This is a genomic window from Sulfitobacter sp. LC.270.F.C4, from assembly GCF_032922545.1.
Lineage (GTDB): Bacteria > Pseudomonadota > Alphaproteobacteria > Rhodobacterales > Rhodobacteraceae > Sulfitobacter > Sulfitobacter profundi.
Window position 1 is genome coordinate 65,456 of sequence record NZ_CP136690.1, and the last position, 12,686, is coordinate 78,141.

11 protein-coding genes are annotated in these 12,686 nt (G+C 61.6%); all 11 read left to right on the plus strand.

Translation table 11 applies throughout. The annotated features are described in order from the left end of the window. Position 1: 1 nt before the first annotated feature. The 11 genes from R1T45_RS02745 to xylB all read left to right on the plus strand — a co-directional run bounded on the left by R1T45_RS02745 (position 2) and on the right by xylB (position 12,652). On the plus strand, positions 2-916 hold the full coding sequence (locus R1T45_RS02745; protein ID WP_120352379.1) for an ABC transporter permease subunit: 915 nt from the start codon (positions 2-4) through the stop codon (positions 914-916). Continuing rightward, the gene (locus tag R1T45_RS02750) at positions 916-1,884 is read left to right on the plus strand and encodes an oligopeptide/dipeptide ABC transporter ATP-binding protein (protein WP_317389174.1); all 969 of its coding nucleotides are present in this window, start codon (positions 916-918) and stop codon (positions 1,882-1,884) included. The genes R1T45_RS02745 and R1T45_RS02750 overlap by 1 nt, the downstream gene beginning before the upstream one ends. Continuing rightward, complete coding sequence (locus tag R1T45_RS02755; protein ID WP_317389175.1) at positions 1,881-2,888, plus strand: oligopeptide/dipeptide ABC transporter ATP-binding protein; 1,008 nt, start codon at positions 1,881-1,883, stop codon at positions 2,886-2,888. Before R1T45_RS02750 ends, R1T45_RS02755 begins: the two co-directional genes overlap by 4 nt. 186 nt (positions 2,889-3,074) lie before the next feature. Beyond that, positions 3,075-4,133 carry a LacI family DNA-binding transcriptional regulator gene (locus tag R1T45_RS02760; RefSeq protein ID WP_317389176.1) on the plus strand — a complete coding sequence of 353 codons (1,059 nt, stop codon included), beginning with the start codon at positions 3,075-3,077 and terminating at the stop codon, positions 4,131-4,133. Next, positions 4,130-5,425 (plus strand): xylose isomerase, encoded by a 1,296-nt coding sequence (gene xylA / locus R1T45_RS02765; protein WP_317389177.1) that lies wholly within the window; start codon positions 4,130-4,132, stop codon positions 5,423-5,425. Before R1T45_RS02760 ends, xylA begins: the two co-directional genes overlap by 4 nt. Positions 5,426-5,447: 22 nt before the next feature. Further along, positions 5,448-6,503, plus strand: coding sequence for a sugar phosphate isomerase/epimerase family protein (locus tag R1T45_RS02770; RefSeq protein ID WP_317389178.1), 1,056 nt, complete (start codon positions 5,448-5,450; stop codon positions 6,501-6,503). Further along, a complete protein-coding gene (locus R1T45_RS02775) occupies positions 6,503-7,639 on the plus strand; it encodes a Gfo/Idh/MocA family oxidoreductase (protein WP_317389179.1) in 1,137 nt (378 codons plus the stop codon). The genes R1T45_RS02770 and R1T45_RS02775 overlap by 1 nt, the downstream gene beginning before the upstream one ends. After that, positions 7,636-9,153 (plus strand): sugar ABC transporter ATP-binding protein, encoded by a 1,518-nt coding sequence (locus R1T45_RS02780; protein ID WP_317389180.1) that lies wholly within the window; start codon positions 7,636-7,638, stop codon positions 9,151-9,153. The genes R1T45_RS02775 and R1T45_RS02780 overlap by 4 nt, the downstream gene beginning before the upstream one ends. Positions 9,154-9,164: 11 nt before the next feature. Continuing rightward, the gene (locus tag R1T45_RS02785) at positions 9,165-10,163 is read left to right on the plus strand and encodes an ABC transporter permease (RefSeq protein ID WP_317389181.1); all 999 of its coding nucleotides are present in this window, start codon (positions 9,165-9,167) and stop codon (positions 10,161-10,163) included. Positions 10,164-10,196: 33 nt separating this feature from the next. Continuing rightward, positions 10,197-11,144 (plus strand): ABC transporter substrate-binding protein, encoded by a 948-nt coding sequence (locus R1T45_RS02790; RefSeq protein ID WP_120352387.1) that lies wholly within the window; start codon positions 10,197-10,199, stop codon positions 11,142-11,144. A gap of 62 nt (positions 11,145-11,206) precedes the next feature. Continuing rightward, positions 11,207-12,652, plus strand: a complete 1,446-nt coding sequence (gene xylB / locus R1T45_RS02795) for a xylulokinase (protein WP_317389182.1) — start codon at positions 11,207-11,209, stop codon at positions 12,650-12,652. Positions 12,653-12,686: the final 34 nt, after the last annotated feature.

Here is a 12,686-nt window from a genome sequence, read left to right on the forward strand (position 1 = left end):
CATGGTGATGACATCCGAACAACGGGTCGAGGCCAGTGAGATCGCAGGCAAGGGCCGCTCGCCTTGGGCCGATGCGCGGCGGCGGTTCTTTCGCAACAAGGCGGCGCTGATGGGTCTGGTAATCCTCGGCTTCGTCGTGGTCTTTGCGCTTTTCGGCAACAGCTTTGCGCAATGGTCGAACGAGGAATTGGACTACAACGTCATGGGCCAGATCGTCGAATTGGGTGGGCCGTCGATTGAAAGCGGCCATTACTTTGGCACCGACGATCTGGGGCGCGATTTGTTCGCCCGCACCGTGCAAGGCACGCAGATCAGCCTCGCGGTGGGCCTTGTCGGCGCGTTGATTGCCTGTGTGGTCGGCACGCTTTACGGCGCGGTAGCGGGCTACTTCGGCGGGCGCACCGACAGCATCATGATGCGGCTCGTCGATATCTTCATGGCCGTGCCTTACATGTTCGTGCTGATCCTGCTCTTGGTGATGTATGGCCGTTCGATCACCATTCTTTTTGCGGGCGTCGGGCTGATCTCATGGATGGAGATGGCCCGCATCGTGCGGGGCCAGACGCTGACCATCAAGGGCCGCGAGTTTGTTGAGGCTGCCCGCGCCACCGGCGTTTCGGCCCCGGTCATCATCCTGCGCCATATCGTGCCCAACCTCTTGGGCGTCATCGCGGTATACGCCACGCTGCTGGTCCCGCTGATGATCCTGACGGAAAGCTTCATCTCTTTTCTCGGGCTTGGCATTCAGGAACCGCTGACCTCCCTCGGGGCGCTGATCTCCGAAGGGGCGGGGACCATCGCCTATGGCACCACTTGGCAGTTGGGTTTCCCGCTGCTGTTCTTCTGTCTCACGCTCTTTGGCCTGTTCTTTATCGGCGACGGATTGCGTGACGCCCTCGACCCCAAGGATCGCTGATGTCTCTGCTGGAAATCGACAAGCTCTCTGTCACCTTCGACGGCGAAGATGGCCCCGTGCATGCGGTCAATGACCTGTCGCTCTCCATCGATAAGGGCGAGACGCTTGGCATCGTGGGCGAAAGCGGGTCGGGCAAAAGCCAGACCGCCTTTTCTGTCATGGGACTGCTCGCGCCGAATGGGCGCACTGATGGCTCGGTAAGGTTTGACGGGCAGGAAATTTTGGGCGCGAAGCCGAAGGTGCTGAACAAACTGCGGGCTGAGCGGATCGCGATGATCTTTCAAGATCCGATGACTTCGCTCAATCCCTATATGCGCATCGCCGACCAGATGACCGAGGTGCTGACCCTGCACAAAGGCATGTCCAAACGCGACGCACTGGCGGAGTCGGTGCGGATGTTGGACGCAGTAAAGATCCCCGCAGCCAAGGAGCGCATCCGCCTCTTCCCGCATGAATTTTCGGGCGGGATGCGCCAGCGGGTGATGATCGCCATGTCGCTGCTGTGCAAACCCGACCTGCTGATCGCGGATGAGCCGACCACCGCGCTCGACGTGACGGTGCAGGCGCAGATCATGGACCTGCTGGGTGATCTGCAAAAGGATTTCGGCATGGCCACGATCCTCATCACCCATGACCTTGGCGTCGTCGCGGGGTTCTGCGAGCGGGTGCTGGTGATGTACGGTGGCCGCGTGATGGAGCAGGGCCCGACCGAGCCGCTTTTCGCGCAACCGACGCACCCCTACACCCGTGGCCTTCTGGCCGCCGTGCCGCGGGTCGATGACCAAGACGCCACCATGAAGGCGATCCCCGGCAACCCGCCCAACATGGCCGCCCCGCCCGAGGGCTGCCCTTTCCGCCCGCGCTGCACCTACGCCGGTGAGGATTGCCGCGTGATGCCGCCACTTGCGCCTTTTGCCGAAGGCCGCGCCCGTGCCTGCCACCGTCCGATTTCGGAGGTCACCGCATGAGCCCGCTTCTCTCAGTGCGCGATCTCCACGTTCGTTTCCCCATCACCCGCGCTGGCGACATGCCTTGGACGAAACCGCGCTATCTGCACGCGGTGAACGGGGTGAGCTTTGATCTGGAGCCGGGCAAAACGCTTGGCGTGGTTGGCGAATCCGGCTGTGGTAAATCCACCCTCGCGCGGGGTTTGATCCAAATGGTCCCCGCGACGGGGCAGGTGAACTGGCGCGGAGAGACGGACCTGCTGTCACTCTCCCCCCGGCAGATGAAACCCTACCGTTCTGAGATCCAGATGGTGTTTCAAGACCCTCTGGCCTCGCTCAACCCCCGCATGACGCTGGGCCAGATTATCGCAGAGCCGCTGCGCACGCACCGGCCCGAGATCTCTGCCAAGGAACGCCGCGCCCGTGTCGCGCAGATGATGGAGCGCGTGGGTCTGCTGCCGCAGATGATCAACCGCTACCCGCATGAGTTCTCGGGCGGCCAGTGCCAACGCATCGGCATCGCCCGTGCCCTGATCGTAGAGCCGAAGTTGCTGATCTGCGATGAGCCGGTCTCGGCGCTTGATGTGTCGATCCAAGCGCAGGTGATTGAGCTGCTGAAGGAACTGCAACGCGATCTGGGGCTGGCGATGATCTTTATCGCCCATGACCTCAGCGTGGTGAAAAACATCTCGGACGAGGTCATGGTGCTCTATCTGGGCCGCATCATGGAAAAGGCCCCCAAGGCGCAGCTCTACGACAACCCGCAGCACCCCTATACGCAGGCGTTGCTTTCGGCGGTGCCGATCCCCGACCCCGTGGCCGAACGCGCCAAGCAGATCGTGCCGATGACGGGCGATATGCCCTCCCCGATGAACCCGCCCTCGGGCTGTGTTTTTCGGGGCCGCTGCCCGCGCGCGCAGGCCGATTGTGCAGAGGTGGTGCCAGAACCGGGGCGGGGCGCGCATCAGGTGGCCTGCATTCACCCCGGCCCGATGCAGGAAAATGAAGTGGCCGTAGGGCGCTGACGCCCTGCTGTCGGTTTAAATCCCTTTATAATAACGCTTTACCTGCCGCCGTAGAACCCCGCGGCGGCTTTGCATTCTGCAAAAATGATATACGTCTATCAAAAATGATTGACGTATATCAAAATATCCTCATAGATAGGGTCAAGACGCGCCGCTTGGGAGGGTTGGTGCGATGGGGGAGGGATCATGACAAGTCCAACGCTGAGCGATGTCGCACGCGCTGCCGGGGTGAGCTATGCAACCGCGGACCGGGTGATCAACAACCGCGGCAATGTGGCCGACAAGTCCATCGCCAAGGTGCGCGAGGCGGTCACCTCTCTTGGCTATGTGCGCAATGTCGCGGCGGCCAACCTGTCGCGCGGTCGGATCTACCGGCTCGCGTTTTTGATCCCCCGCGGCTCCAACGCTTTCTTCAACCGTATCCGCCAGCACATCGACCACGCCGCCGCCCATCACGTCAGCGAGCGTGTGACCGCCGAGGTGATCGAGGTCGCAGCCTTCGCGGTGGAAGGGCTGCAAGACAGTATCTCGGCCCTGCTTGAGCGTGATTTTGACGGTGTCGCCATCGTCGGGCTGCAAAGCGCTGCGCTTGAGGCACCCTTGGCCGAATTGCGCGCCAAAGGGGTGGCTGTGGTGGGCCTTGTCTCCGACCTGCCCCGCGCCGCCCGCGCGGCCTATATCGGCATCGACAATATCGCCGCCGGGCGCACTGCCGGGCGGATGGTGGGCCTTGCCCATGGCGGGCAGGGCGGGCAGGTGCAGACCTTTGCAGGCTCGCTCGACGCGCGTGACCACGCGGAGCGCCTTACCGGATTTCGCGAAGTGCTCAACGCTGATTTTCCGCAGGTTACGGTGCTCGATCCGATCATGACCAAGGACGATGCGCAGGTGCTTCAGGCGCAGACGCAAGAGGTCCTGACCCAGCAAGGGCTGACGGCGCTTTACAACGTTGGCGCGGGCAACAGCGGCCTGATCGCCGCCCTTCGCGGCGGGCAGGGAAAACGTCCCTTTTGCGTGGTGCATGAGCTTGTCGCCCATTCCCGCCAAGCACTGATGGAGCGGCAGATTGATCTGGTCATCGACCAGCGGCCTGACGTGGAAATCAACCGCGCGTTCACCGTGCTGCGCGCCCTGATTGACGCGAAAGACCTGCCGCCGATGCCGGAACTCGTGCCGACGATTTATGTGCGGGACAATCTGCCCGCCGACGCTTTGACCGATCAGATGAAGGCCCAAGATACATGAGTGATTTCTTTAAAGATATTAAGCCCCTGTCCTATGACCCAGAAGGGTCTGACCTGGCCTTTCGCCACTACAATCCTGACGAAGTGGTCATGGGCAAACGGATGGAAGACCACCTGCGCTTTGCCGTGGCCTATTGGCATTCCTTTGCGTGGCCCGGCGGCGATCCCTTCGGCGGCCAGACATTTGACCGCCCGTGGTTTGGCGAGACGATGGACATGGCGCGGCTCAAGGCCGATGTGGCGTTTGAAATGTTCGACCTGCTGAACGCGCCCTACTTTTGCTGGCACGATGCCGACATCCGCCCCGAAGGCGATACATTCGCCGAGAGCCTGCGTAATTTTGAAGAGATCATCGACTACCTCGGCACCAAGATGGAAAGCTCCAAGACCAAGCTGCTTTGGGGCACCGCGAACCTCTTTGGTCACCGCCGCTTTATGTCAGGCGCGGCCACCAACCCCGACCCGGAGGTCTTTGCCTGGTCCGCGGCGACGGTCAAAGCCTGTATGGATGCGACCCACAAGCTGGACGGCCAGAACTATGTGCTTTGGGGCGGGCGCGAGGGCTATGAAACCCTGCTGAACACCGACCTGAAACGCGAACGCCAGCAGGCCGGGCGGTTCTTGCAGATGGCGGTGGAGTACAAACACAAGATCGGCTTCAAAGGCGCCATTCTGGTGGAGCCGAAGCCGCAAGAGCCGACCAAACACCAGTATGATTTCGACGTCGCCACCGTTTACGGTTTCCTCAAGGAGTTCGGGCTGGAGGGTGAGGTGCAGATGAACATCGAACAGGGCCACGCGATCCTTGCGGGCCATTCGTTCGAACATGAATTGGCGCTGGCATCCTCGCTCGGAATTTTCGGCTCCATCGACATGAACCGCAACGACTATCAATCGGGCTGGGACACGGACCAGTTCCCCAACAACATCCCCGAGGTCGCGCTGGCCTATTACGAGGTGCTGAAAGCGGGCGGTTTCACCACCGGCGGCACCAATTTCGACGCCAAGCTGCGGCGGCAATCGCTCGACCCGGTCGATCTGGTCGCGGCCCATGCAGGCGCGATGGATGTCTGCGCGCGGGGCTTCAAAGCCGCCGTCGCGATGTTGGAGGATGGCACGCTCGAGGCCATGCGTGATGAACGCTACGCGGGGTGGGAGAGCCCCAACGCCAAGGCCATGCTGGAGGGGGATCTGGCCAGCATCGCGGCGCAAGTCGCCAAAGACGGCATCAATCCGCAGCCCCGCTCGGGCCGGCAGGAAATTCTGGAGAATATCGTGAACCGGTTCGTTTGAGCCGGGGAAAGGGAGGACCACCATGAAAACGATCAAGGGACCAGCGCTGTTTCTGGCGCAGTTTGCAGGCGACGAAGCGCCGTTCAACTCTTGGGATAGCATCACTAAATGGGCTGCCGATTGTGGGTACAAAGGCGTGCAGGTGCCCAGTTGGGACGCGCGGCTGATCGACTTGGCCAAAGCGGCATCGAGCAAGGATTACTGCGACGAATTCAAGGGCAAGGCGGTCGAGAATGGCGTAGAGGTCACCGAGCTTTCGACCCACCTTCAGGGCCAATTGGTTGCCGTGCACCCGGCCTATGACACCGCATTCGATGGCTTCGCCGCTGAAGAAGTGCGCGGTAATCCGAAGGCGCGTCAGGAATGGGCCGTCGAGCAGGTTAAGATGGCCCTTTCGGCGTCCAAGAATATGGGCATCGGCGCACATGCGACCTTTTCGGGCGCGCTGGCTTGGCCCTATGTCTACCCATGGCCGCAGCGCCCTGCGGGGCTGATCGAGACCGCCTTTGATGAGTTGGCCGCGCGTTGGCTGCCGATCCTCAACCACGCCGAAGACTGCGGTGTCGATGTCTGCTACGAGATCCACCCCGGCGAAGACCTGCATGACGGCATCACCTATGAGATGTTCTTGGAACGCACGGGCAATCACGCGCGGGCCAATATGCTCTACGATCCCAGCCACTACGTGCTGCAATGCCTCGATTATATTGATAACATCGACATCTACAAAGACCGGATCAAGATGTTCCACGTCAAGGATGCGGAGTTCAATCCGACGGGTCGGCAGGGGGTCTATTCAGGCTACCAAAGCTGGACGGACCGCGCCGGGCGGTTTCGGTCGCTGGGCGATGGTCAGGTTGATTTCGGCGCGGTCTTTTCCAAAATGGCCGCCAATGATTTCGATGGTTGGGCCGTGGTTGAATGGGAATGCTGCCTGAAACACCCCGAAGACGGCGCGCGCGAAGGGGCGCAGTTCGTCAAGGATCACATCATCCGCGTGACGGACAAGGCCTTTGACGATTTCGCCGATGGCGGCACTGATGAGGCGGCAAACCGCAAGATGCTGGGGATCGACTGATGGCACGTATTCGACTTGGCATGGTGGGCGGCGGCAATGACGCCTTTATCGGCGGGGTGCACCGCATCGCTTCGCGCATCGACGACCGGTTCGATCTGATAGCGGGCGCGCTGTCTTCGACCCCTGAGAAATCCGCCGCCAGTGCAGAGGCTTTGGGCATTCCGCGCTCCTATGGCAGTTTTGAAGAGATGGCCGCAGCCGAAGCCGCCCGCGAAGACGGGATCGAGGCGGTGTCGATCGTCACGCCCAACCACGTCCATGCGGCTGCCGCCAAGGCGTTTTTGGCCAAGGGCATCCATGTGATCTGCGACAAGCCGCTGACCTCCACGTTGGAGGATGCAGAGGCGTTGGAGGCGGCGGTGGCCAAGGCCGACGCACTCTTCATCCTCACCCATAACTACACCGGCTACCCGGTGATCCGCCAAGCGCGGGCGATGGTCGAAGCGGGCGATCTGGGCGATATTCGCATCGTTCAGGCAGAGTACCCGCAGGATTGGCTAACCGCGCCGATGGAGAACGAAGGCGTCAAACAAGCCGAATGGCGCACCGATCCCGCACGCTCTGGCGCTGGTGGCTCGGTGGGCGACATCGGCACTCATGCGCATAACCTTGCGTGCTTTGTAAGCGGCTTGCAGGTCGAAAGCATCGCCGCCGATCTGCAAACCTGGGGCGCAGGGCGCAAGCTAGATGACAACGCGCATATGATGCTGCGCTTTGCGGGCGGCGCGCGCGGCATGCTGTGGTCAAGCCAAGTCGCCCCCGGCAATGAAAACGCGCTGAAGCTGCGGGTCTATGGGGAAAAGGGCGGTCTGGAGTGGTCGCAGGAGGATCCCAACTACCTGTGGTCTACGCCGCTCGGCGAACCCAAACGTCTGATCACCCGCAACGGGGCCGGGGCATCGGAAGCCTCGCAGTCGGTGAGCCGTATTCCCGGTGGCCACCCCGAAGGCTACCTCGAAGGGTTCGCCACAATCTATAACGAAGCCGCCGATGCGATCCGCGCGGTGCAGGGCGGGGCGAGCCGCGAAAGCGCCATGGGCGTGCTGCCGGGCATCGCGGCGGGGATGGACGGAATGCGGTTCATCAATGCATGCGTGACCTCTTCGGCCAATGACGCGGCGTGGACCAAGCTATGACACCCAACCCCGTTCTTGCCCTGCGCAATGTGAGCAAAAGCTTCGGCTCGATCGAGGTGTTGCATGGTGTGACCCTCGCGCTGGAGCCGGGGACCGTTCACGCGCTGATTGGCGAGAATGGGGCGGGCAAATCCACCACGATGAAGATCATGGCGGGCTATCAACTGCCCACGCAAGGGGATGTACAATTGGACGGCGCGCCCGCCCGGTTCGACAGCCTGCACGATGGCGAGGTGGCCGGGATCGTGATGATCCACCAAGAGTTCAATTTGGCCGAACAGTTGACGGTTGAGCAGAATATCTTTCTGGGCCGAGAGCTAAAACGTGGCCCATTGCTTGATAAAGCCGAGATGCGGCGCCGCACGCGAGAGTATCTAGACCGCGTGGCTTGCGACGTTTCCCCTGATGCGCGCGTATCCACTCTGTCGAACTCCGACAAACAGATGGTCGAGATCGCCAAAGCCCTGTCGCGCGATGCGCGGGTGTTGATCATGGACGAGCCGACGGCGGTGTTGACCAAACGTGAGACGGATATGTTGTTCAAACAGGTCGCGGCGCTGCGGGCAGCGGGTACGGCGGTTCTGTTTACGTCACATAAGCTTGATGAGGTCGCCGAGATCTCGGACCATGTCACCATCATGCGCGATGGCGAAGTGGTGCAATCCAGCCCCACGGCAGAGATCACCGAAGATGAGATGGCGACCGCCATGGTGGGCCGCGATGTGTCTGATCTTTACCCGCCAAAACCCGGCGTCCCCGCAGACGCGCCGGTGGTGCTTTCGGTCGAAAACCTCAGCGTGCCCGGCTACGCCAGCAACGTGTCCTTTTCGCTCCGGCAATGCGAGATACTGGGGATTGGTGGGCTGATCGGTTCGGGCCGGACGGAACTGATGGAGGGTCTGGCGGGCTTGAGGGCGGCGCGCGTCGATCGAGTGACACTCTTTGGCGAGCAGGTTCATTTCAAACAACCCAGCGACGCGAAGCGGGCCGGACTTTGCTACCTCACCGAGGACCGCAAGCTGCGGGGGCTGCTGCTGGAACGCGGTATGCGTGAAAACCTGACGCTGCAGAACCTGCATAAATTCGGCGGGTTTATGATCGACCGGGGTGCCGAGGAAACGGCGCTGACCCATGCGATCAAAGAATTCGACATTCGCGCAGGCAGCCGCGATGTGCGTGTCGGCAATATGTCAGGCGGCAACCAGCAAAAGCTTTTGCTGGCCAAAATCATGCTCTCTGAACCGCGCATCCTGATCGTAGATGAGCCGACCCGCGGCATCGACATTGGCACCAAACAACAAATCTATGCCTTCTTGCGCAACTTGGCTGATCAGGGTCATGCGATCATCGTGATCACCTCTGAAATGCCCGAACTTATCGGACTTGCCGACCGCGTGTTGGTCATGCGCTTGGGCGAAGTGAGCGGCACGCTGGCGCCAAATGAGATCACGGAAGACGCGATTGTGCGCCTCTCGATGGGGCTGCGCGCCGAACAAATGCCGATGACGGCCTAAGGAAACCGAAGATGACAGATGTAACCACACCTCACACCAAAAGCCTTCGGATGCCGTCGATGTCCGTCCTCGGGCCGATCATCGCCTTGGTCGTCTTGCTGTTGATCGGCGCGCTAATGAACTCTAACTTCCTGAGCGCGGCGAACATCACCAACGTCTTGGCACGGTCGGCCTTTATCGGGATCATCGCGGTGGGCATGACCTTTGTCATCACCGCTGGCGGCCTCGACCTTTCGGTTGGCTCAATGGCGGCCTTTATCGCGGGGCTAATGATCTTGGTGATGAATGCGGCGTTGCCCAGTCTAGGCATCGGCGTGCCTATTATTCTGCTGGGGATGCTCACCGCCATCGTCGCGGGGCTGCTGGCGGGGCTGTTGAATGGCTTTTTGATCACCACTCTCGGGATCGAAGCCTTTATCGTCACCCTGGGGTCGATGGGGATTTACCGGTCGCTGGTGACATGGCTTGCCGATGGGGGCACGCTGTCGCTCGACTTTGGTTTGCGGACCTTCTACCGGCCCGTCTACTTCGACGGCATTCTCGGGATCAGTTGGCCGATCATCGTCTTTGCGCTGGTTGTGATCATCGGTGAGATCATCATGTCGCGGTCTGTCTACGGGCGCCATTGTGCGGCCACCGGATCGAACGAACATGTCGCGCATTATTCAAATGTGAACGTGAAACGCACGCGGCTAATCTCTTACGCGGCCTTGGGCATTTTGGTCGGCGTTGCGACGATCATGTATGTGCCACGGCTTGGGTCTGCTTCGGCCTCTACCGGGGTGCTGTGGGAGCTTGAGGCCATCGCCGCGGTGATCATCGGCGGCACGGTTTTGAAGGGTGGCTTTGGCCGGGTCTGGGGCACCGTCATCGGCGTGCTGATCCTAAGCCTCATCGGCAATATTCTGAACCTCACCGATTTCGTGTCGCCATATCTCAACGGGGCGATCCAAGGGATTATCATCATTCTCGCTGTGATCCTACAGCGCGAAAGGAAGACGGCGCTTTAAGCCGTAGTTGAACGCTTCATGGGAGGAGCAAAAATGACATTTACCAAAACATTCATTGCCACAGCGCTGGCCACGGCTGTCGGTACGGGCGCCTTTGCCCAAGAGACCAAGGTTATCGGCGTCTCGATCCCGGCGGCGACCCACGGCTGGGCGGGGGGTATGAACTTCCACGCCAAGGAAACCGTCGAGCGGCTGGAAGAGGTCTATCCCGATCTCGACTTCGTGCTCGCCACCGCGTCGGACCCCGGCAAACAGGTGAACGACATCGAAGACATGGTTGCCACACGCAACATTGACGCGCTGGTGGTACTGCCGTTCGAATCCGATCCGCTGACCCCGCCGGTGCAAGCCGTGGCAGACAGCGGCGCATGGGTGACGGTTGTCGACCGTGGCCTGTCGGTCGAGGGTATTCAAGACCTCTATGTCGCGGGCGACAACAGCGGCTTTGGCAAGGTCTCGGGTGAGTTCATGGCCCAGCAGATGCCCGACGGCGGCGACATCGTCGTGCTGCGCGGCATCCCCACCACCATCGATAACGAGCGTGTCGAGGGCTTCAACACAGCCATCGAAGGCGCCGGGATCAACGTGCTCGATATGGAGCACGGCAACTGGAACCGCGACGACAGCTTTACCGTGATGCAGGATTTCCTGTCGAAATACCCCAACATCGACGCGGTCTGGGCCTCGGATGATGACATGGCGATTGGCGTTCTGGCCGCGATTGAGGCCGCAGGGCGCGATGACGTGAAATTTGTGCTCGGCGGTGCTGGCATGAAAGAGATGATCAAACGCACTGCCGATGGCGACGCGATGATCCCGGCCAATGTGACCTATCCGCCGTCGATGATCGCCACCGCGATTGAACTGACCGCCGTGGGCCTCACCTCCAACGCGCCGGTCTCGGGCACATTCGTGATCGGCTCGGTGCTGGTGACGCAAGAGAACGCGATGGATTTCTACTATCCTGACAGCCCGTTCTAATGAACATCGCCACCGGCAGATTGCCGGTGGCTTTTTCCCACCTGTGAAGTAATGAGTACCGCATGACCTATCTCGGCTTGGACCTAGGCACCTCGGGCGTCAAAGCGCTTTTGATCGACGAAGGCCAAAGGGCCTTGGCCGAGGGTCATGCCCCGTTGGAGGTTCAGCGCCCGCACCCGATGTGGAGCGAGCAGGACCCCCAATCATGGATCACCGCCTGCGAGGCCGCGATTGCGCAGGTCCGCGCTGCGGCCCCGGCCGAGTTCGCGGCGCTGCGCGGCATTGCCGTGTCGGGCCAGATGCACGGGGCCACGCTGCTTGACGTGAACGACCGGCCTCTGCGCCCGGCAATCCTGTGGAACGATGGCCGCGCCCACGCCGAATGCGCGGAGTTGGAAGCGCGCGCCGATTTTCGCGGGCTAGGCGGCAATATCGTCATGGCAGGTTTCACCGCGCCCAAGTTGCGGTGGGTGCAAAAGCATGAGCCTGAGGTTTTCGAACAGGTCCGCAAAGTTCTGTTGCCCAAAGATTATGTCGGCCTTTGGCTGACGGGTGAACACGTCTCGGAAATGTCCGACGCGGCGGGTACGCTCTGGCTGGATGTCGCCAAACGCGATTGGTCTGATGAATTGCTCGCCGCGACGGACCTTTCGCGCGATCACATGCCTCGCTTGGTCGAGGGCAGTGCGCGCGCGGGTGGGCTGCGGGCCGCGCTTGCCGCCGACTGGGGCGTCAGCAACGTTGCCGTTGCGGGGGGCGCGGGCGACAACGCGGCCACCGCCGTCGGGCTGGGGCTGGTGCAACCGGGGCAGGGGTTTTTGTCACTCGGCACGTCGGGCGTGCTTTTCACCGTGACCGACCGTTTCGCCAGCAACACCGAGAACGCGGTGCATAGTTTCTGCCACGCCGTGCCCGAGACATGGCATCAGATGGGCGTGATCTTATCGGCGACGGATGCTTTGGCGTGGCTGGGGCAGATCACGGGACAAAGTCCCGCAGCCTTGGCGGGCATGGTTAGGGATGCGACCGAACCCTCTCCCATCACTTTCCTGCCCTATCTTTCTGGCGAACGCACGCCGCATAACGCGCCCGACGCCACCGGTGCCTTCCACGGGCTGCGCCGGGGGCATGGGTTGCACGACATGGTGCAGGCCGTGATGGAGGGGGTCGGATTTGCCTTTGCAGACTGCTGTCGCGCACTGGAGCAATGTGGCTCCCTGCCAGAGCGTGTTTGCGTGGCGGGCGGGGGCAGCCAGTCAGAGACATGGTTGCAGATGATCGCCGACATCACCGGCCTGACCCTCGACGTGCCGGAAAGCGGTGCGCAGGGGGCGGCGCTTGGCGCGGCGCGGCTGGCCATGCTGGGTGGCAGTGACGCGGCGCAGGCCGAGGTGATACACCCCCCAAAGATCCGCAAAAGCATCGCCCCGAACCCCGCGCTTGAAGGGGCCTATGCGCAAAGCTACGCGGCCTACAGACAGGCGTGGACGGGGGGTCAGACGCGCTGACCACCAGATCATAATGATAGACAGAGCAAGGGGC